The organism is Terriglobia bacterium (assembly GCA_020072845.1).
GTDB lineage: Bacteria > Acidobacteriota > Terriglobia > Terriglobales > Acidobacteriaceae > JAIQGF01.
In genome coordinates, this window is sequence record JAIQGF010000011.1 from 48815 (window position 1) to 68388 (window position 19574).

The 19574-nt window shown below is 62.6% G+C and carries 21 protein-coding genes; 14 read left to right on the plus strand and 7 right to left on the minus strand.

Features of this window, described 5'->3' with window-relative positions; genetic code table 11:
• The first annotated feature begins 114 nt into the window (after positions 1-114).
• The 7 genes from LAN70_11705 (at position 115) to LAN70_11735 (ending at position 6020) form a co-directional block, all read left to right on the plus strand.
• Positions 115-774, plus strand: coding sequence for a hypothetical protein (locus tag LAN70_11705; GenBank protein MBZ5511817.1), 660 nt, complete (start codon positions 115-117; stop codon positions 772-774).
• A gap of 192 nt (positions 775-966) precedes the next feature.
• The gene (locus LAN70_11710; protein ID MBZ5511818.1) at positions 967-1314 is read left to right on the plus strand and encodes a VOC family protein; all 348 of its coding nucleotides are present in this window, start codon (positions 967-969) and stop codon (positions 1312-1314) included.
• A gap of 99 nt (positions 1315-1413) precedes the next feature.
• Entirely contained in the window at positions 1414-2028 is a 615-nt protein-coding gene (locus tag LAN70_11715; protein MBZ5511819.1) for a hypothetical protein, read from the plus strand.
• 100 nt (positions 2029-2128) lie between these two features.
• Positions 2129-2404, plus strand: a complete 276-nt coding sequence (locus LAN70_11720; protein ID MBZ5511820.1) for a transcriptional regulator — start codon at positions 2129-2131, stop codon at positions 2402-2404.
• A gap of 98 nt (positions 2405-2502) precedes the next feature.
• Positions 2503-3303 carry a di-trans,poly-cis-decaprenylcistransferase gene (uppS, locus tag LAN70_11725; GenBank protein MBZ5511821.1) on the plus strand — a complete coding sequence of 267 codons (801 nt, stop codon included), beginning with the start codon at positions 2503-2505 and terminating at the stop codon, positions 3301-3303.
• Positions 3304-3626: 323 nt separating this feature from the next.
• Positions 3627-4661 (plus strand): OmpA family protein, encoded by a 1035-nt coding sequence (locus tag LAN70_11730; GenBank protein ID MBZ5511822.1) that lies wholly within the window; start codon positions 3627-3629, stop codon positions 4659-4661.
• A gap of 525 nt (positions 4662-5186) precedes the next feature.
• On the plus strand, positions 5187-6020 hold the full coding sequence (locus LAN70_11735; GenBank protein MBZ5511823.1) for a hypothetical protein: 834 nt from the start codon (positions 5187-5189) through the stop codon (positions 6018-6020).
• A 439-nt stretch (positions 6021-6459) separates the two neighbouring features.
• On the opposite strand, the gene LAN70_11740 is transcribed toward LAN70_11735, so the two are convergent.
• A complete protein-coding gene (locus tag LAN70_11740; GenBank protein ID MBZ5511824.1) occupies positions 6460-7233 on the minus strand; it encodes a zinc ribbon domain-containing protein in 774 nt (257 codons plus the stop codon).
• Positions 7234-7385: 152 nt separating this feature from the next.
• On the minus strand, positions 7386-8807 hold the full coding sequence (locus LAN70_11745; protein ID MBZ5511825.1) for a hypothetical protein: 1422 nt from the start codon (positions 8805-8807) through the stop codon (positions 7386-7388).
• 307 nt (positions 8808-9114) lie between these two features.
• Here LAN70_11745 and LAN70_11750 point away from each other — a divergent pair, with 307 nt between their 5' ends.
• From LAN70_11750 to panC, 5 genes are all read left to right on the plus strand, one after another.
• The gene (locus tag LAN70_11750; GenBank protein ID MBZ5511826.1) at positions 9115-9621 is read left to right on the plus strand and encodes a methylated-DNA--[protein]-cysteine S-methyltransferase; all 507 of its coding nucleotides are present in this window, start codon (positions 9115-9117) and stop codon (positions 9619-9621) included.
• Between the two features lie 126 nt (positions 9622-9747).
• Complete coding sequence (locus LAN70_11755) at positions 9748-10704, plus strand: VTT domain-containing protein (GenBank protein ID MBZ5511827.1); 957 nt, start codon at positions 9748-9750, stop codon at positions 10702-10704.
• Positions 10705-10824: 120 nt separating this feature from the next.
• Positions 10825-10992, plus strand: a complete 168-nt coding sequence (locus tag LAN70_11760) for a hypothetical protein (protein ID MBZ5511828.1) — start codon at positions 10825-10827, stop codon at positions 10990-10992.
• 134 nt (positions 10993-11126) lie between these two features.
• Positions 11127-12023: a 3-methyl-2-oxobutanoate hydroxymethyltransferase gene (gene panB / locus LAN70_11765; protein ID MBZ5511829.1), complete on the plus strand. Its 897-nt coding sequence runs from the start codon at positions 11127-11129 to the stop codon at positions 12021-12023.
• A gap of 179 nt (positions 12024-12202) precedes the next feature.
• The gene (panC, locus tag LAN70_11770) at positions 12203-13015 is read left to right on the plus strand and encodes a pantoate--beta-alanine ligase (GenBank protein MBZ5511830.1); all 813 of its coding nucleotides are present in this window, start codon (positions 12203-12205) and stop codon (positions 13013-13015) included.
• A gap of 92 nt (positions 13016-13107) precedes the next feature.
• Here the strand turns inward: panC and LAN70_11775 are convergent, their stop codons facing one another.
• Together LAN70_11775 and bcp are read right to left on the minus strand one after the other, a co-directional pair.
• Complete coding sequence (locus LAN70_11775) at positions 13108-13752, minus strand: DNA-3-methyladenine glycosylase (GenBank protein ID MBZ5511831.1); 645 nt, start codon at positions 13750-13752, stop codon at positions 13108-13110.
• A gap of 52 nt (positions 13753-13804) precedes the next feature.
• Positions 13805-14263, minus strand: coding sequence for a thioredoxin-dependent thiol peroxidase (gene bcp, locus LAN70_11780; protein ID MBZ5511832.1), 459 nt, complete (start codon positions 14261-14263; stop codon positions 13805-13807).
• A 43-nt stretch (positions 14264-14306) separates the two neighbouring features.
• Here bcp and LAN70_11785 point away from each other — a divergent pair, with 43 nt between their 5' ends.
• Positions 14307-15695, plus strand: a complete 1389-nt coding sequence (locus tag LAN70_11785; GenBank protein ID MBZ5511833.1) for a hypothetical protein — start codon at positions 14307-14309, stop codon at positions 15693-15695.
• Positions 15696-15759: 64 nt separating this feature from the next.
• Positions 15760-16671, plus strand: a complete 912-nt coding sequence (locus tag LAN70_11790) for an MBL fold metallo-hydrolase (protein MBZ5511834.1) — start codon at positions 15760-15762, stop codon at positions 16669-16671.
• Positions 16672-16830: 159 nt separating this feature from the next.
• On the opposite strand, the gene gatB is transcribed toward LAN70_11790, so the two are convergent.
• The 3 genes from gatB to LAN70_11805 all read right to left on the minus strand — a co-directional run bounded on the left by gatB (position 16831) and on the right by LAN70_11805 (position 19553).
• Positions 16831-18321: an Asp-tRNA(Asn)/Glu-tRNA(Gln) amidotransferase subunit GatB gene (gene gatB, locus LAN70_11795; protein ID MBZ5511835.1), complete on the minus strand. Its 1491-nt coding sequence runs from the start codon at positions 18319-18321 to the stop codon at positions 16831-16833.
• A gap of 157 nt (positions 18322-18478) precedes the next feature.
• On the minus strand, positions 18479-19015 hold the full coding sequence (locus LAN70_11800) for a transposase (GenBank protein ID MBZ5511836.1): 537 nt from the start codon (positions 19013-19015) through the stop codon (positions 18479-18481).
• Positions 19016-19100: 85 nt separating this feature from the next.
• A complete protein-coding gene (locus LAN70_11805) occupies positions 19101-19553 on the minus strand; it encodes a GatB/YqeY domain-containing protein (GenBank protein MBZ5511837.1) in 453 nt (150 codons plus the stop codon).
• Between the last annotated feature and the right edge of the window lie 21 nt (positions 19554-19574).

Here is a 19574-nt window from a genome sequence, read left to right on the forward strand (position 1 = left end):
GCGAGTCGCGAGTGGATTGGTAACTTAGCAATTTAGTGATTTGTGGTCAGTGATAGGCGCTGCACTGCTTTTGGCAATCGCTAAATCACAAATCACTAAATCACAAATGAAGCGATGAATTTTCTCCGCAAATACGTGTTCCACAACTTCGCGCTAAAGGTGCTGTCGCTCGCCGTGGCGGTGCTGCTGTGGATGGCGGTGACCCGCGATCCGGTGGCGGAGGTCGCGCTCAACGTGCCCATCGAATTTCACAACTCGCCGGAACATCTGGAGATCAACTCGGAGACCATTCCGCAGGTGCAGGTGCGGGTACGCGGGCCGGTGCGCGCCGTGCGCGACCTTTCGGCCTCGGAGGTGCACGCGGTGATTGACCTGGCCAACGTGCAGCCCGGCGAGCGCACCTACGATCTTTCGCCGGCGCGGATTCACGTCCCCGACGGCGTGCAGGTGGTGCAGGCGGTGCCGGCGCAAATCCGCATCAGCTTCGACCGTCGCGAGAGCCGGCAAGTGGAAGTGAAGCCGCGCGTGATCGGGACCTTCGCCTCCGGCTATCGCATCGAGCAGGTCACGGCGATTCCCCAGTCGGTGACCATCGTGGGCCCGGCCACCCACGTCCGCGGCGTGGAGACAGCGATTACCGATCCGGTGGACGCCTCCGGTGTGGTGGGCACGGCGACCTTTGTGACCCACGCCTACGTTTCCGACCCGCTGGTGCGGCTGGCGAACCCGAGCCCGATCCGGGTGACGGTGACCACGGAAAAATCGAAGAAATAGTCTTCGGTCGTCAGTCTTCAGTCGTCAGGAGCGATGACTGACGTGTCACGCCTGCGCTCTGTCGGCGAGGGGTCCGTCGGCCGATAGCCGATAGCCGAATGCTCGAAATTTCGGTAGTGTCCTAATTTGACGCTCTGGCGGTCTTGTTGCATAAAGGAGTGCAAGGAGAGTTCTGTGGGCGCAAGAGAGAAAATGAACTCAATTGGCAAGCCAGTGCCGGAGTTGCCGGTCGCTGATGTCGAACGCGCACAACAGCACTACAGAGATGCACTCGGCTTTGAGATCGGATGGCTTTACCCAGGCAAAGAAATTGGGGCAGTGTCACACGGTGATATGGGGCCAATATTTTTTCGGAAGAGGAAGCCGCCGTTTGAACCTGCCGTGCACTGGGTGTTCGCCGAAGATATAGATGCGTCGCACCAGGAACTGAAGTCGTTAGGTGCAAACATCGTGGATCCTCTGGAAAAAAAGCCTTGGGGATTACGGCAGTTCACCGTAAAGGATCTGGACGGGAACCTCTTCTATTTCCACCATGACTAACCGAACGTCGCATTCAAATTAGGACACTACCGAAATTTCCGGTCACTTTGTATAACAAAGTACTTGACAACACCTCCAATCCAAGATATTTCTACCCCCATGGCAGATGCAAGGCGATGCCGGGCAACCCGCGTGCGGCCGGCCGTCACCACCAGCAACGCGCTCGATGACCTGCATTTCATCCGCCAGACGCTGGAGAACTCGGCCTCGTTCACCGCCGTTCCCGGATGGGGCATGGTGGGGATGGCGGCGACGGCGCTGGTGGCGGCGGGCGTCGCCTGGTGGCAGGCGCAGTTCGAGCGCTGGATGTTCGTGTGGCTGGCCGAAGGCGTGGTGGCGCTGGCGCTGGCGATGGTTGCCATGCGGCAAAAGGCGCGGCGGGCGCAGGTTCCGCTCTTCTCCGGACCGGGCCGGCGTTTTCTGCTGAATTTCATGCCGCCCATGCTGGTGGGCGCGGTGCTGACCGCGGCCATGTACCGCGGCGGTTCGCTGCACGCCATTCCCGGCATGTGGCTGCTGCTGTACGGCACGGCGGTGGTCAGCGGCGGCGCGTTTTCGGTGCGCATCGTGCCCGCCATGGGCAGTTGCTTCATGCTGTTGGGCGGGCTGGCGCTGCTGGCCCCCGGCCCCTGGGAGAACTGGTTCATGCTGAGCGGCTTTTGCGGGCTGCACGCGGTGTTCGGAACGCTGATCGCAAGGAGGCACGGTGGGTAAGGCACAACCAGGACGGCACGGAAGCAGCGAAGAACGCGGGCGCCGGCGGGAGACGGTGGCGCGTCCGCGCGCCGAACAGGCCGTTCCCGATCTCGATCCCATGATCCACGAGCGCATCCGGCTGGGCATCGTCAGCGCGCTGGCGGTGAACGACCGCCTGAGTTTCAACGAGCTGAAGCGGCTGCTCAGCACCACCGACGGCAACCTCAGCGTGCACGCGCGCAAGCTGGAGGAAGCCGGCTACCTCGGTTGCGACAAGTACTTCGATGGCCGCGTCCCCAAGACCGAGTTCTGGCTGACCGTCACCGGGCGCAAGTCGCTGCAGCGATATTTGGACCGCATGGAAGAGATTATCCGGGCAACCCGGCAGGGCTGATTTTTTTTGAATGCTTGCTTTGCAACACAAAGTTATTTGTAGCAAGGATGGTTGCCGGTCGCTGCCGGCCAGAGGCGGAACCGGGGAAGGAAGGCCGAATGAACGCTGCGGGAGACAACGGCAAAGCCAAGCTGCACGTCGCCATCATCATGGATGGGAACGGGCGCTGGGCGCGTAGCCACGGGCTGCCGCGGGTGGCCGGGCATCGCGAAGGCGCCAAGGCGGTGCGGCGGGTGATCGAGGCGGCGCCGGACCTGGACATCGGCACGCTCACGCTCTACGCCTTCTCCAGCGACAACTGGCGCCGTCCGCGTCCCGAAGTGGAGGCGCTGATGCGGCTGTTCCTGCGCTACCTGCGGTCGGAGGCGGAGGAATGCGCGGAGAAAGGCGTGCGCATCAGCGTCATCGGCCGCCGCGACCGCTTGCCCGACCTGCTGCAAACTGCAATCGAGGCCACCGAGAACGCCACCCGCCATGGCCGCAGGCTGCTGGTGCGGTTGGCGGTGGATTATTCCGGGCGCGAGGTCATCCTGGAAGCGGCGCGGCGCATGGCGATGGAAGCGGCGCTGGCCATGCGCGCTGGCGAGCGCCCCAAGCAACTCACCCCCGAGGCTTTCGCGCAGGCGATGGCCGATGCCATGTACGCCGATGCCGCCTGTGACGTGGATTTGCTGGTCCGCACCGGAGGCGAGCAGCGGATCAGCGACTTCCTGCTGTGGGAAGCGGCCTACGCCGAGTTTGTCTTCACCCAGCGCAAGTGGCCGGACTTCGACGGCGACGATCTGGCCTTGGCGGTAGAAGAGTTTCACCGGCGCGAGCGGCGCTTCGGCGGGGTGCCGGAGGCGGTGGCCGGCGCGTCCTTGCCAGTGGTGAATCAACCAGCGGTTAACGCCGGTTAGAACAGGTCGCACGAACGGCCACTTCACGGCGCCGGGAAAACTGTGCGCGATGGAGAGATTCCGACTCGCGGCTCAGGACTCGGGACTCCCGACTCGCAACTCGCAACTCCCGCCCCGACAAAATTACCTTACTCCGCCCTTTCCTACGTACCGCGTCACCTGGCCGCAAACGCCACGTCTTTACTCTTCAGTCATTTACAGGCGAAAAACTAAAGAGAACTTTGGCAACTGATTTGATTATCAACCTTCCGGAGCGCGATCAGTTCTCGCCCTGGCGCAAGCTGCCGGGATGTGCCGCTCACGTTTCTCGGAGGAATTTCGCAATGAAGACTCGTTTCTGGATCGCTCTGTCGCTGGCCGCCACCTTGATCCTTCCGGCTGCCGCGCAGATCTCCCCCAGCTCCAGCAATCAGAACAACCCACCCCCGATGTCGCAAGTGGATAACTCGGCCCAGCAGCTCCCGGCTTTACCGCAGGACCAGCCCCCGGCTCCCCGGCAGACGCCCGACCAGAAGGCCGCCGACCATGACCTGCAGGCGCGCCAGCCCCTGACCGCCGAGCGGCACGAAGGCTTCTGGGGCAAGATCAACCCCTTCGCGCGCAAGAAGTACGTGCAGCGCCAGCTCGGCCCGATCCGCGAACGCACTAACGAACTGGATGAGCTGACCGCCGCCAACGCCAAGAACATCAAGGACGTGGACTACCGCGCGCAGCAAGGCATCCAGTTGGCGCACAACAAGGCCAATGAAGCCGATCTGCACGCCGTGGACGCCGGCAACCGTGCCCAGGCGGCGCAGCAGACCGCCACCCAGGCGACCACGCGCCTGCAGACCGTCGAGCAGGTAGTCACCAACATTGACCAGTACAAGCCGGTCACGCAGACCGAAATCCGCTTCCGTCCCGGCCAGACCGTGCTCAGCAAGAAAGCCAAGGACGTGCTCGACGACATGGCGAACGGAATAAAAGACCAGAAGGGCTACATCGTGGAAATCCAGGGCTTCTCCGCCGGCCGCGGTGAGTCGGCAATCGAGAGCTCGCAGCGCATGGCCGACGCCGTCCGCCGCTACCTGGTCATCAACAACGACATCCCGGTGTACCGCGTGCATGTGCTCGGCCTGGGCAATGCTCCCATGCCGTCGAGCGACGGTACGGCGAAGCGCGTGCGCGGCGCCCGCGTCGAAGTCAGCCTGCTGAAGAACGACCTGGAGCAGCTCAGCGCCCCGATGTCGAACAGCCCGACTTCGAACATCACCGCTCCGGCAACCAGTATTTCTCCGGCTACCGCTCAGATGGTTTTGCCTGCACAGCAGAGCGCTTCCCCCAGCACTCCGCCGCCGCAGTCGAATCCTCAGCAGTAGCAACCCCGAAGCCCGGTACGTGGCTCCCCCGCGCGTACCGGGCGCCCCCCCCGAGTTCCTGGGCTCCGGCGCATTGACAGGAACTCGGAGTTAAAGCCTCTCGACAGCGAGGGGCTTTTTCATTGGTGATTTCCGACTTCGGAGCGAGGCGGCCCGGTTACGCCGACCTAACGTCCAGGCGGGCGGTGGAATTGCTACCGAGTCGGCGACAATCCGGGAGTAACGTGATCACAAGGGCGTTTATCGGGACCAATCCGGAGGCATTAGTTCCGGTTAGCCCGTTACACGTCCAGTTGAGCTTGGACCACATTCCATGCCGAGGCGATGGTCGCGTTCCACTTCCAGCACGGGGATGGCCTGGTCGTGCTAGCGGTTGCCCCCTCCACTGGACTCATCACCAAAGAAGGTGTTCATGGTCACTGCCTGGCCGCTTGCTGGTGTGTAACCTCTCACCTGCTCGGTCGGCAAGCCTACTGTCGTTCGCCGGAGCGCACAGTTCAGATCGCGAAGGATGGGAAAAACCAATTGAGAGTCATCGCCCTAATCATCGGCATCTGTCTAGCCCACGCGTCGTGGAGGCCGGTGTACGCGGCCGAACCCGCGGAGGCGCCGGAAAAAGTGGTCGTGGCGAAGGGGTGTAGGCTCGAAGACCCTCGGCGCTGCCTCGAGCTTGCCGGGGAGTTCGTCAAGAAGGGTGACGGTATCTCCGCGCTCGAGGCGTTCAGCGTGGCCTGTGCCGCCCACGAAGCGGAGGGTTGCCAGGGCGTCGGTCCTTTCGTGGCGCGGCTCACGGTCCGAGGATGGCTCCTGGGAAACATCGACGAAATCCGGGAGATGACGCTCAACCTCACGATCGGGGGCGAGGCGCAGCCCGCCAACATGGAGTTGCGCGTATCGCGTCTGTGGGTCGACGCTTCCCGAGTGCGCCGCCTCGAGTGCAAAGGGTTCCAGGGGGACTACGAAGCCAGCGAGGTTCGCCAGTTCACGATCAACGTGAAGGAGTCCTCCCAGGCACCGGCAGAGTTCCGCTACGCCGTCATTACGGGGTGGGTCCCGTTCGTCGACAAGGAACCCTGCCTCTTTTCGACGGACACGAAAGTCCGGCTCTCATCGACCGAGGCCGCTACCCTGTTCGGTGCCAGCCGGACCGGGACGTATAGGGTCGACTCCCAGGGCCGCCTGAACGCGATGGTTCGCATCGGTAGCGTCGACGTGCGTCGCGACGTCGCGGCCGGGGCGGCCGGGCTGGCCCTCGTAATCGTCATCCTGCTGCTCGTGGTGTGGCTGCGTCGCCGGAGGGCAGGGCCGCACGTGGCGGGGGCCGAGGATCCGGGGACGCCACCGGCGCCGCCCGAGTGAAGACCACGTGGCTGGCCTTGACTTGGACAGCCCGGCGGGAACCCATTAACCGCTCCGGCTGGCTGGAGTTCCACGGATAGAAGATCGCCCCCAGGTCGGTCCCCGAACTCCGACCGAAAACGCCATGACGCGCTGACGCACGCCGTGCCTCTGAGCGGTCTGCGGACTTGCCTTTTGCTTGTTCAGGCGACACATGTAGCCCGCAGTGTCAAGAATGAAGCTTCACTGTCATGCGGGTAAACACGCACCCTGGCGGGATTGAAGCTCATCACGCGTCCACTTGGGCGGTTAGTCGGCGATCCGGAAGTAATCTGGCCTCGCCATGACGAGATCAGTACCGGGAAGTCGGCTTGTGGAACGTGACATTCTGGACTTGAGTTCTCAACTGCCGACCTGCTCCTGTGTGACGGGCCACCCGCAAGCAATCCACCTGTGAGCTTCAATGAGCCGGCTGCACGATTGCGATTCGCGTCTCCGAGCCGGTCGTGCCGATGGCGAACACCTTGGTGGCCCCCGGCCGGTTGACGGCAATAATCTTCTGGCCGCTGATTTCCGTCACTTCGGCGTCGGGGTAGCGCCGCCGGTAGTAGCTGATGACCGTTGCGACGGAGTCGGAAGTGGTATAGACCTCGCTGGCAACGGGGATGCCGATGTCGGGGAGGTTGGCGTCCTTAACCTCGACCGGCTGCGAGCCGGGATAACGGTCGGAGTCGGACGAACCCACCGCTGGCGCCGGCAGTCGTTGCAGGGATGGGTCTCCCTGCTTGCCCTGCTGACCCAGGGTGCTCAACGCGCTCTGCACCGCCTGCGGGTCGATGCTGCCCGCCGACGAGTGGCTCGCGGGGTGGTTGGCGTCCGGGACGATTACGGGTTGCTGCGGCGGCTGCGATATGGATGTGTCGGGAGCGATTGCCTGACCTGGCGGAGTCTGCGCGGCGCTACCTTTTTGGGTGGGAAGCGGTGGCTGGAGCGCGGCAGCGGAGGTCTCGCCGCCGAAGCGGGCTGCCCGTTGGACGAACATCACCCGGATGACGATTAGCCCCCCGGTTAATACGACCAGGCCAAGCACGACCACCATGAGGCGCATCTGTTTGTGGTGGCGATGGAGTTCGGCGGTCATGGCCACGACCGCGTCGGGCGCAATCGGTGCCCCGCAGGCAGCACAAAAACGCCCTCCTTCCGCCCGTTTTCCGCAGTGGCTACAAAACGCCATTTCTGCCCAAGGATACGCCATCAGCGCGGGGACTGCGCAGCCGTCCGTACAGCGACCTCCGGAGCAATCAGAGATTCGAGGTGGAACACCCCAGCACAAAATTGGAGGACATCCGCTCGTTCAGACGCGGCACCGGACCATACTTTCGAAACTCAGCATCCTGTCCCTGCCGCGGCCGCCGTCGCTACGGACCTGGGCTGGCTTTTCTTGTGCTGACCAAATGCGCTTGGGATGGCGGAGAAGAAGAAGATCTCCGTCCAGACATCCTTAAAGGTCTTCTCGTCAAATAGTGGCGAAGACTGGAGAGAATCGTAGGACTGGTAAGTGCGGGGTGGTTCGCTGCCCGGTTCGGCCGGTTCTGGTTGTGCAGGTCTCAATCGGTAGTGCCCAACGATGTCCAGGTGGTCGGCCAGGACCAGCGTAGTCTCGCACCCGGGCCAGAGCATGGAAGCGGTGTTGACGATGCCATCGTTGTCCCATAGCTCGATCGGTTGAGCCGGAGGCGGTCCGAGTACTCTCGTCACTTTGCCTGACCCTATCGGCCACCGGAACGGCCCGCCGGCGCATGCCCGGTAGCAGAACCGATAGGAAACGTCGGTACCGGCACTCAGCCCGCAGCTTTGGGTAATGTCAAGGTAGTCGCATGGGTTTGTCAGACTGAAAACGGGTGCGGGACATCCGGAGCGCGAAGGGAAGCGAAACGGGCGTCCACCGACAGTCGCATACGACAACGTCCGGATCAGCGGTTTGTTCCACAGAGCAAGTTCTTTTTTGCGGTCCTCGTCGTCGAAGTGCGCCGGGCTCATCTCGCCTTCATGCGGCTCGGAAGTGAGATCGTTGATCACCCGGAAGTCCGCCGCCATATGGCTCAAATACAATTCGAGTTCGGATGCGGCTTCCTGCGCGTCGGCGATCCGCGACGGATCTTGCCCGCCGTGGTCATTGGCCTCGGTCAGAGCGTCCCGCAATGCCAGGAGCATTTCTGCGCCGCTAAACGCGGCAGCGCTGCCTGCGATTCCTGCTTCGATCCGGTCGAGCAGGTACAGGTGCGAACCCGCGAAGGCAGCCCGCAAGTCAGCGATCACGGTCTTGCGCAGAACGGAATGGGAGTACACCCAATCCGCCACGTTGGTACCCCAATGGGGAACGGAGAGAAATACGACGCCCTTCAGGCAACGGCGAATTGCACGCGCGCTTACGCTGCATCCGCCATCGACGGGAACCCGACGGTTCTTGAGGTCGTGCAGGTCCCAAATGAGCTGGCGGATATCGAGCCCGCCGGTCGAATGGCCTACCAGAACGACCTGATCGTTCTCGAGAATCTCGCCCCGCGCCATGCGCTTGGCAAGGTACTTTCGCAATCGTGTTGCGCGAGTCACTACCGCTGCGGTTGGGAGGTTATCGAAGTAGTGAAGCACTGCCGGCAATGGACCATATCTGCGCTTCCATTGTTGAAACAGGCGCGTGATATCCGCATAGTACTGGACACGTCCAAGCGCGTCGAAGCCGCCGAACCCTGGTACAAGCACGATGTGGCACCGTGCGTCAGCCGCGGGCACGTATCCGTTGGCCATCGTCCAGGACCTCTCGATCGCCAACGGGGATTGCACACTTTCCGTGATCATTTGTCCGTGACAGATGTCAAGGCGCGATGTGGTATCGCATCGCGAAGTCCTTTTCTGGGCGGTCGGCTTCACGTAGAAAGGAGGCCCCTTCGAGCCGATTAGCAGCGTCTCTCGAGATTGTGGTCGAGTCATGGGCGACTCGGGAGGCCCCGGCGCTGTTCGGCAGTGACGAGCCGACGTAGCGGGCACTCAGTCTTCGACGAACGACTTTAGCCTGGACAGCGCCTGATCGTGCGCGGTGTTACGATCTGGCCACATGGAAACGCTCTACTACTCCACCTGGCAATCTCCCATCGGACCGCTCACACTCATCGCCTCCGAACGCGGCCTGGTCGCGCTGGAATTTCGTCCGCAACTGCAGCGGAAATCCAAGGCCACCTGGCTCTACTCCGACGACAAGCTCGCCCCCTATCGCCGCGAGCTGGAAAAATATTTTGCGGGAAGACTGCGGGACTTCACCGTTCCCGTGGATCTTCGCGGAACCGATTTCCAGATGCGTTGCTGGCACGCGCTTTTGAAAATTCCCTACGGCGAGACCCGCACCTACGCCGACCAGGCGCGCGCCATCGGCCGCCCGAAAGCCTTCCGCGCCGTCGGCTTGGCCAACCACGACAATCCCATCGCCATCATCGTGCCTTGCCATCGCGTGATTGCCTCTGACGGCACGCTCGGCGGCTACGGCGGCGGACTCGCGTTGAAACAGAAGCTCCTCGACCTGGAGTGCGGTCAAGCCGTTCTCCTGCCGGCCTCCGCCGCGAGTTAGGCCTCCGCCGCCAGTTAGGCCTCCGCCGGAAGGATGCGATTCTTGTCCTATGCGCACCGAGCAATATTTCTTGCTCGCCGTCTGCTGCTAGAGCATCTGTTACCTGAGCCGGATTGCCCGACTGCCATGCGCGAAACCATCGATTTCCTCATCCAGCACGGTTACACGCTGCTGTTCGCCTGGGTCTTGGTGGAGCAGTTGGGTCTGCCCATCCCATCGCTTCCGCTGCTGCTGGCGGCCGGCGCACTGGCCGGCGCAGGCAAATTCAGTTTTCCGTTGCCCATTGCGCTCGCAGTAGTCGCTTCCATCATTGCCGACCTGCTGTGGTACGAGCTGGGACGCCGCCGTGGCGGCAAAATCCTCGGCCTGCTGTGCCGCATTTCGCTGGAGCCGGAGTCGTGCGTCCGCCGCACCGAAGACGCATTCCAGAATCATGCCACGCGCTCGCTGCTGCTGGCCAAGTTCATTCCCGGCTTGAATACGGCGGCGCCGCCCATGGCCGGCATGACCGGCATGCGCTGGCCGCGCTTTCTGCTCCTGGATTCTCTCGGGGCGCTGTTCTACATGGGTGGCGCGGTGCTGGTCGGGTATCTCTTCAGCGAGAAACTGGAGCGCCTGGCGTTCTACTTCTCGCGGCTGGGGAATGTCGCGGTCGTTCTGCTTGCGCTGGGACTGGCCGCCTATATCATCAGAAAATATCTGGCGCGCCGCCGCTTCCAGCGCGAGCTGTGGATGGCCCGCATCAGCCCCGAGGACTTGAAGTCCAAACTGGACGCCGGCGAGCCGCTGGCCATCATCGACCTCCGCCATCCGCTCGATTTTCTCCCCTACCCGCAGGTGCTTCCGGGCGCGATTCGGCTGGCGCCCAGCGACATTGAACAGCGCCACACCGAGATCCCGCGCGATCGCGAGGTCATCCTCTATTGCACTTGACCGAACGAAGCGACCAGCGCCCGGGTGGCGCAGCAGTTGAAGCGCTTGGGAGTAACTCAGGTTCGTCCGCTGGCCGGCGGGTTTCATGGCTGGCGCGAACTCGGCTACCCGTTGCAGGAGTTCTACGTCGAACTCACCGCCTCGGGCTAGTGACCCCGCTCATCGGCGCGATTGTAAAGGTGAATAGCCTTCGGTGCGCGCCCGATGCTTGCCCGCCGGCGCGGCTCAGGTAAGATAGTTCGCACAAGGCAAGAATACAGGGGGGAAGTTATGGCTGCATCCGTGGAGCGCCGTCAGGGTAACCGTCGAAAAGCGCCGATCCGTACGGGGAAGGACCGGCGCGACCCCGCTATCCCATCGCGGCCGGGTTCGACTCGCTCGGGCAAGGAGCGCCGCCAGCGCGACCGCCGCAAGGGTGACCGCCGCAGCGCGCGCTAGGCCGGGCCCAGATTTCGCTTCGACTTGGAAAGAATTGCGCCTACAATAGCTCTGCCCGCATCTTGGTAAGTAACTGCCCGGTCCTTCCGGGTACAGGCGGTATCCGCTGCGGCGGAACTGCACTGGAGGCTGAAGTGAGCGTTGTTCCCATCGGCGATTCCCGCCAGAAAATCACCACCGTTTCTCTTTTGGACAAGAAACTGCGGCGCGAGCCCATTACCGCGCTCACCGCCTACGATTACGCCACCGCGCGCCTGGTCGACGAAGCCGGGATTGACGTTATCCTGGTCGGCGATTCGCTCGCCCAGGTCGTGCTTGGCTACGACAACACGCTGGCGGTCAGCATGGAAGAGATGCTGCACCACACGCGCGCCGCGCGCCGCGGCATCAAGCATGCGCTGCTGGTTGCCGACATGCCCTTTGCGTCCTATCACCTCGGCGCCGACGAGGCCTTGCGCAATGCTTCGCGCTTTGTGAAAGAAGCGGGCGCGGAGGCGGTGAAGATCGAAGGCGGCGAAAAGCGCTCCGACATCGTTCGCCGCATCATTGACGCCGAAATTCCCGTGATGGGGCACATCGGCCTGACGCCGCAGTCGGTGCACGCCATGGGTGGATACAAAGTCCAGGGCAAAACGCTCACCGCGATCGAGCAACTTATGCGCGACGCGGTGGCGCTGGATCGCGCCGGCGTGTTTTCCATGGTTCTGGAAGGCATCCCGCGCGAGGTGGCGGCGATGATCACCGCCGAGGTGCACACCCCGACCATCGGCATCGGCGCCGGACCGGAGTGCGATGGGCAGATCCTGGTGATTCACGACATGCTCGGCCTGAATTTCGGCACGCCGGCAAAATTCGTGCGCCAGTACGCCGACGTCGGCGCTGTCATGCGCGGCGCCGTTGAAAGCTACAAGAATGATGTCGTCGCGGGCGGCTATCCCAACGACGCAGAGTCGTACCACCTGCCCAAGGACACGCGCGCGGCGCTGGAAACCATCCTGGAGCGCAAGCACAGCATGCGATCGGGAGATTAGCCGCCCTTTACGCGACCCTTGGGTTGTGTCATTCCGAGCGCAGCGAGGAACCTGCTGTTTTTCCATGGCAAAGCAGATTCTTCCCCTTCGGCCTCGCTCAGGGTCGAATGACAATTGGTTGAACCTGGCATGCAGCGCCTAACAAACTTTCCGTGACAATTCTCGACACTCCCGACTCCATGCACGCCGCTTGCGCGCAGCGCCACCGCGACGGCCGCAGCATCGGGCTGGTCCCGACCATGGGCGCGCTGCACGAGGGACACCTCTCGCTGATCCTCGCGGCGCGGGCGCAGTCGGACGTGGTCGCCGTTTCCCTCTTCGTCAATCCACTGCAATTCGGACCGAAGGAAGACCTCGCCAAATATCCGCGCACGTTCGAGCGCGACTGCCAGTTGCTGGAGGCGGAAAACGTTGACTTGCTCTTCGCGCCCTCGAACGACGCCATGTATCCGCTGGGCGCGACCACCTTTGTTACCGTCGAGGGCTTAAGCGACAGGCTCTGCGGGCGAACGCGGCCGGGGCATTTTCGCGGCGTCACCACCGTCGTCGCCAAGCTGTTCCATATCGTCGAACCGGACCTCGCGTTTTTCGGCCAGAAAGACGCAGCCCAGGTGGCAATCATCCGCCGCATGGTGCGCGACCTGAATCTTCCTGTGCGCATCGTGGTCTGCCCCATCGTGCGCGAGAAGGACGGCCTGGCGTTGTCCTCGCGCAACGCTTACCTGGATCCGCAGCAGCGCCGGCAGGCTCTTGCGCTGCACCGCGCGCTGATGCGCGTCGAGACGCTGGCCGATACCGGCGAGCACAGCGCCGCAATACTGATCGAAGCGGGCAAGCAGGTGATGGCCGAAGAACCCGGCGCACGGCTGGACTATCTGGAAATCGTCAATCCGGACACGCTCGATCCCGTCAGCGACATTTCCCACGGTGCGCTGGTAGCAGTGGCGGCCTTCATCGGCAACACGCGGCTCATTGACAACATCGTCCTTTGAAATGACTCACCACCGAGGCACAGAGGACACCGAGAATCGCCGAGGAATCAATCTGAAAAACTTGCTCGGTGAACTCGGTGTCTCGGTGGTGTCTACGCCCTGGCGCCCGACACGAACGCATTCTGCGCGATGAAGTACCGCAGCTTCTCCTCAACCGCTTTCTTAATCCCTACGCGCGGCGTGGTCACAACGCGGCCGGCGCGCCATTTGTCATCCAGGATGGTGAGGTCGGAAAACGTGGTCAGGTCCTTGCCGTTGTCGCGCGCGCGCGTGATGCCCAGCGCCTGCGTTAGCCGGCCGGGACCGGTGGTCAACAACCGCAAGTCCGTTACGCGCGGCTCGCGTTCCGGCACAGAAAGCCCGCGCGCTGCAAACATCTGCGTCAATCCAACAACCGGTTCCAGCGCGCGAAACAGCACGCACCCCGCTTTGCCTTCCGCCATGCAGGAGACGTTCAGGCAATAGTGATTGCCGTAGATCAGGTACACGTAGGCGAAGCCGGGCGCGCCGAACAGCACCAGGTTGCGCGCGGTGGGCCCGGAGGCGGCGTGCGCGGCGGGATCGTTCGCGCCCATATAGGCCTCGACTTCCACGATGCGTCCCGCCAGCAGCTTGCGTCCATGTTTGCGGACCAGGACCTTGCCCAGCAGTTCGCGCGCGACGCGGCGCGGGTCGCGGTCGTAAAACCGGCGCGACAGCGTGCGCGCGCGCGTGATGTCGAATCCCGGATCGCGCATATAAGACTAGCCACGGATTTCCACGGATGGACACGGATCAGCGATCCGCGGTTCAGCTTTGTTTCAACGCTGCCAGCACCTCGGCGGCGTGCCCCGCAGCCTTGACGCCGCGGAACTCGTGCTTCAGCTTGCCGTCGGGCCCGATCACGAACGTGCTGCGCTCGATGCCCATCACCTTTTTCCCGTACATATTTTTTTCTTTCAGCACGCCGTAGGCCCGGGCGAGCTTCTTCTCCGCGTCGGAGAGCAGCGTAAACGGCAGCTTGAATTGCTCCTGGAATTTCTTCAGCGCGCGCGGCGAGTCGGGCGAGCTGGCCACCACCTCGACGCCGGCTTTCTTGAACTTGGCGTATTCGTCACGAAACTCGGACGCTTCCACGTTTCAACCGGGAGTGTTGGCCTTCGGGAAGAAATACAGGACTACGGTCTTGTCGCGAAAGTCTTTCAGCGACGTGCTCTTTTCGTCCTGATCGGGCAAATTAAACTCGGGGGCTTTATCATTGACTTGCATGATAGTTCTCCGGCGAAAAAGTATCTTACACCGCGCCTTGCTCTTGGCGTTGTGCCTCGTCCTGTCGTTGGGCGCGGCGGCACAGCGCACCGCGCGCAAGGCCAAGGGTCCGCGCGCGCTGGCCCTGGTGGAATGGCCCGCGAACGGCGGCAGCCCGCGCGTCATCCCGGTGACCATCCTGGTGGACGGCCGCTACTACGATGCGTCCATCTACAAGGCGGACCCTGTGCCCATGGCGCTGGAGGCCGGTAACGTGTACGAGGTGGAGCAGAGCGGCGCATCCATCGGGATGGTGACGCTCACTGCTGCGCGCCAGGCGAAAAATGGCGCGTGGCTCGCCGATGCGCGCTTCCAGACCAACGAACAGTTGGCGGCGGCGCACAGGCCGCGCGATGTTGCTCCACAATCGGCGACCGTAGGTGAAGGTCCACCGACGTTGCGCCGCGGCGGGCGGCGTTCCGGACGCGACCGGACGCCCCAGCCGACCAGCACGCCCGAACCAAAGTCGGAGCCGCAGCCTCCCGGAGATGATGGACCGCCCGTGCTGCATAGACCCGCGAGCGAAGAACCGTCGCCGGACGCAACCAAGCCAAGCGATACGGAGAGCAAGCCAACCGATAAGGCGAATGCGCCACCAGTTCCGCCATCACCGCCGAGCCCGTCGAGTTCGCAGCGGCCGGAGGATTCCGAACATCCGGTGCTGCGGCGCGGGCGTCCAACCGCCGAGCAGGCGGAGAATCTTCCCGGCGCGGTGGACGCGAAGGCGGCGCCGAAGTCGCCCGCCGCGCCCGCAGGTCCCAGTGCAGCCGCGGCCAAGGCCGCTGCGGCGCGCCCCGGACGCGTGCTGCCGGCAATCTCCGATGCCGCAGGTCCGGAACCGCACACCTACCTCCTGCCCTGGAACCTGGACGAGCAGGAGCGGCTGAAGAATTCCATGATCCAGTTAGCGAGCGCCGCGTTGCAGGACTTCGCGCGCACGCACGGCGGCACGCATCCCGGCCCATTGCAGGACGTGCAGGTGCGCGCTTTCGATCTCACCACCCGCAACGAACCGCAAGTCGTTCTGATGGCGCGCGCCCTTGACGCGCCGGCCGCACCGGTGCGCCGCGCAGGCCCGCGTCCGGGAGCCAAACCACGCGCGGCAACGCCACCACCGCCGCCGGCAGGCGCGGGATTGACCTACTGGATCACCGTGGCGGCGCGCCAGGATTACAACGGCGAGCTACGCAAGCTGAAAGTGTGGGCCACCGACAGCAAGCACCTCGATGCCTATCCGCGCGCCGAGCTGATTGACGCCGTGGACGCCGATGGCGATGGCCGCGGCGAGCTGCTGTTCCGCGAGATATCCGATAACGGCCAGGGTTTTGCCCTGTATCGCGCCACCCCCGACTCCCTCACGCAGCTCTTCAACAGTGCAGAACTGGAGCACTAGCGGGGTATTCACATCCCTTCACGCGCGTGTACAATGCTCCGCGTTTCTAACGTGAGGAGCGTCCATGCGGAAACTTCTGTGGTGCCTGATAGTGCTCGCGTTCGTGGCCGCCGCGCAGGGGCAGGATTTCAGCAAAGTCCAGATCAAGGTCACCAAGGTCGCAGGATCGGTGTACATGCTGGAGGGCGCGGGCGGAAACATCGGCGTTTCCGTGGGCGAGGACGGCATTGTCATCGTGGACGATCAGTTCGCCCCCCTAGCGGAAAAGATCCAGGCGGCGCTGCGGCAGATTACCGACAAGCCGGTGCGCTTCGTGATCAACACCCACTGGCATTTTGACCACACCGGCGGCAACGCCTATTTCCAGAAGCAGGGTCCGATCATCGCGCAGGAAAACGTGCGCGAGCGCATGAAGAACGGCGCCAACCTGCTCGGCACTGAGGTGAAACCCGCGCCCAAGGAAGCGCTGCCCATCATCACCTTCAACGACCGCGCCACGGTGCACCTGAACGGCGAGGACATTCGCGCCATCCACTTTCCCCACGGGCACACCGACGGCGATGCGGTCATCTTTTTTCCGCAGTCCAATGTCGTGCACATGGGCGACGACTTCGTCACCTACGGTTTTCCGTTCATTGACCTGGCGAGCGGCGGCGGCGTACGAGGCATGATCGCGGCCGTCGAAAAGGTGATGGCAACGGTTCCGGCGGACGCCAAGGTGATTCCGGGACACGGCCAGCTCTCGACCGTGGCCGACATGAAGCCGTTCGTCGCCATGCTGAAGGACTGCATGGCGCGCGTGCAGAAGGGCATCGATCAGGGGAAAACGCTGGAGCAACTCAAGCAGCAAAAAGTTCTCGCGGGTTACGAGATCTGGGGCGGCGAAGGCAAGTTCATCACCACCGACAAATTCATCGAGACGCTGTACAACGACCTGAAGGGCAACAAGACGGGCGAGTTTATCAAGCACAACTAACCACGGATCGCCACGGATTAGCACGGATCAAGACAAGTCAGAAGTAAGAACGGCCACTCGAAAACTACGCGGATTCTCCGCCGCTTTTACTCCTGATTTCTTACTTCTTAATTCTGACTTCCGATCTTCTGATCCGTGTTTATCCGTGGCGATCCGTGGTTAAACAAGTTTTTTCTCCAGCAGCTCATTCACCAGCGCCGGATTCGCCTGGCCCTTCGACGCCTTCATCACCTGGCCGACAAAGAAGCCCTTCATCGTTGTCTTGCCGGCGCGATACTGCTCCAACTGCTTGGGATTGGCGGCGAGCACGTCGTCAATCATCTTTTCGATGGCGGCGGTGTCGCTGATCTGCTGCGGTTTTTCCTGCTCGTAGATGGCGGGAAAATCCTGTTTGCGCTCGAACGCCTTGTCGTAAAGGTCCTTCAGGATTTTGCCGGAGATGGCGCCGGATTCCACCAAGTCGGCGGACATGGCGACGCCCTGCATGGAAATCGGCGACTGCTCGATTTCCAGCCCCTGCGCCTTCAATCGGCCGAGCAGGTCGCCGATCACCAGGTTGGCGACGCGCTTGGGATTCTTGGCGGCGCGGGCGGCGGATTCGAATTGGTCGGCCATCCTCTGCGTCCGGGTGAGCGTGGAGGCGTCGTCCTCGGTGAGCCCGTACTCGCTCACCATGCGCGCCCTGCGGGCTTCGGGCAATTCGGGCAACGTGGCGCGAATCTGCTGCTGCCACGCGGCGTCCACCACCAGCGGCAACAGGTCGGGCTCGGGGAAATAGCGGTAATCGTGCGCCTCTTCCTTGGAGCGCATGCTGTACGTTTTGCCTTCGTTCGAGTTGAACAGGCGCGTCTCCTGCGCAATGCGTCCGCCGGACTCGATCACGGTGATGTGGCGCCCGATTTCATATTCCAGCGCCTGGCGGATGAAGCGAAACGAATTCACGTTCTTGATCTCGGTCTTGGTGCCGAATTTTTCCTGGCCGGCAGGACGCACGCTGATGTTGGCATCGCAGCGCAGCGAGCCTTCCTCCATGTTGACGTCGCTGACGCCCGTGTAAAGGATGATCTCCTTCAGGCGCGTCAGGTATGCGTGCGCCTCCTCGGGCGAGCGGATGTCGGGCTCGCTGACGATCTCAAGCAGCGGCACGCCGCAGCGGTTCAGGTCCAGATAGGTGCGCTCGTAGGAATCGGGAAAGCCTTCGTGCAGGCTCTTGCCCGCATCCTCTTCCAGGTGGACGCGGGTGATGCCGATCTTCTTGGTTGTGGCGCGGGCGCCCTCGCCCGCGGCTGCCGGCACTTCAATCCACCCGAACTCCGCCAGCGGCTTGTCGTATTGCGAAACCTGGAAACCTTTGGGCAGGTCGGGATAAAAGTAATTCTTGCGCGCGAAGATGGAGCGCTCATTGATGCGGCAGTTCAGCGCCATGGCGGCAAGAGTCGCGAATTCCACCGCCTTCTTGTTCAGCACCGGCAGCGCACCCGGCAGGCCGAGGCAAACGGGACAGACATTGGTGTTCGGCGGGTCGCCAAAACGAGTCGAGCACGAACAAAAGATCTTGCTGGCGGTCAGCAGTTGGACGTGAACTTCCAGGCCGATGACCGGCTCGTAGCGGGCGCGAACGCCAGCGCGTGTGTCCTGGGTGGTGAACATTCGAACGATAGTTTACAACCGATATAAGTGGGCTGGCGATGTATCAGGGCACGACTGATGTATCAGGGCACGACTGATGTATCAGGGCACGACTGATGTATCAGGGCACGACTGATGTATCAGGGCACGACTGATGTATCAGGGCACGACTGATGTATCAGGGCACGACTTCAGTCGTGCCGACCGGAGCTACCAACGACCGGGCTTTAGCCCCTGCGAACGGATTCCCGTCCAACTCGTAGCCGGGGTATGCCGAACCGTACTCCCATTGTTCGGGCGAAGTGACCAGCCCCGCCCTGACGGGATTTTCCCGAATGTACGTGCGGCGTGCGAGGAATGCCTCGGAACTAAAGATTCTGACCTCCGAGAAACCACGCTGCCAAACCGCGCCCTGAAATTGCAGTTCGTGAGATGCTCGGTACGAAAAGCCGCCTTTCATGAGCTGAACAGCGCGTTCAATGGTAAGGTCTGACCCCACAGTGATCAATGCGTGCAGGTGATCCGGCATGACGACGAAGTCGTGCAAGGCGTATTTATGCTGAGCACGATAATGATAGAGAACATCAACGAGCAGACGCGCCATGCGGTGACTTTGTAGCAAGCGCCGGTGTCCCCATGCGGCAGTCGTCACGAAGAAGGTGCGATTCGCTTGAAGAGGCTGGCTAGGATCGGCATTGCGAGTTGGGATTGCCATGAGTGCCTCAGGGGCTAAAGCCCTGTAAGATCGACGACGTTTCGGCACGACTGAAGTCGTGCCCTGATACATCGATCTGAATGTGCTATTTCCCTGCCAGCTCCTTCTTCACCGTCTCGCTCACCACTTTCCCGTCCACGCGGGCGCCGGCGAACTTGGCCATGACGTTTTTCATCACCGCGCCCATGTCCTTCATCGTGGACGAGCCCATTTCAGCAATCGCTGCCCGAACCGTGGCGGCGATCTCGTCCTCGCCCACCGCCTTGGGCATGTAAGTTTCGATGAGCACGATCTCGGCGGCCTCTTTGTCGGCGAGGTCCTGCCGGCCGCCCTTGGTGAACTGCTCGACAGAGTCCTTGCGCTGCTTGATCAGCGTGCCCAGCACCTGCAGCGCTTCGCGGTCGTCGAGGGGGGCGCGCTTGTCGATTTCCTTGTTCTTGAGCGCGCTTTTGACCATGCGCAGGGTGGAGAGGCGGCGCTCGTCGCGCGCCTTCATCGCCCCGACCATATCTTTCTGAACTTGCTCGCTGATGCTCATGGTGGCTCCTGCGGATGGTGC

Bases quoted from the DNA above. Each gene is read 5' to 3' on its own strand.
- panC (MBZ5511830.1), top strand. From the start codon at position 12,203: ATGCACGCCGCTTGCGCGCAGCGCCACCGCGACGGCCGCAGCATCGGG.
- LAN70_11805 (MBZ5511837.1), bottom strand. From the start codon at position 19,553: ATGAGCATCAGCGAGCAAGTTCAGAAAGATATGGTCGGGGCGATGAAG.
- LAN70_11730 (MBZ5511822.1), top strand. From the start codon at position 3,627: ATGAAGACTCGTTTCTGGATCGCTCTGTCGCTGGCCGCCACCTTGATC.
- LAN70_11720 (MBZ5511820.1), top strand. From the start codon at position 2,129: ATGATCCACGAGCGCATCCGGCTGGGCATCGTCAGCGCGCTGGCGGTG.
- LAN70_11790 (MBZ5511834.1), top strand. From the start codon at position 15,760: ATGCGGAAACTTCTGTGGTGCCTGATAGTGCTCGCGTTCGTGGCCGCC.
- LAN70_11800 (MBZ5511836.1), bottom strand. From the start codon at position 19,015: ATGGCAATCCCAACTCGCAATGCCGATCCTAGCCAGCCTCTTCAAGCG.
- LAN70_11740 (MBZ5511824.1), bottom strand. From the start codon at position 7,233: ATGGCGTTTTGTAGCCACTGCGGAAAACGGGCGGAAGGAGGGCGTTTT.
- LAN70_11715 (MBZ5511819.1), top strand. From the start codon at position 1,414: ATGGCAGATGCAAGGCGATGCCGGGCAACCCGCGTGCGGCCGGCCGTC.
- LAN70_11710 (MBZ5511818.1), top strand. From the start codon at position 967: ATGAACTCAATTGGCAAGCCAGTGCCGGAGTTGCCGGTCGCTGATGTC.
- LAN70_11705 (MBZ5511817.1), top strand. From the start codon at position 115: ATGAATTTTCTCCGCAAATACGTGTTCCACAACTTCGCGCTAAAGGTG.
- LAN70_11745 (MBZ5511825.1), bottom strand. From the start codon at position 8,807: ATGGCCAACGGATACGTGCCCGCGGCTGACGCACGGTGCCACATCGTG.
- gatB (MBZ5511835.1), bottom strand. From the start codon at position 18,321: ATGTTCACCACCCAGGACACACGCGCTGGCGTTCGCGCCCGCTACGAG.
- LAN70_11760 (MBZ5511828.1), top strand. From the start codon at position 10,825: ATGGCTGCATCCGTGGAGCGCCGTCAGGGTAACCGTCGAAAAGCGCCG.
- uppS (MBZ5511821.1), top strand. From the start codon at position 2,503: ATGAACGCTGCGGGAGACAACGGCAAAGCCAAGCTGCACGTCGCCATC.
- LAN70_11775 (MBZ5511831.1), bottom strand. From the start codon at position 13,752: ATGCGCGATCCGGGATTCGACATCACGCGCGCGCGCACGCTGTCGCGC.
- LAN70_11750 (MBZ5511826.1), top strand. From the start codon at position 9,115: ATGGAAACGCTCTACTACTCCACCTGGCAATCTCCCATCGGACCGCTC.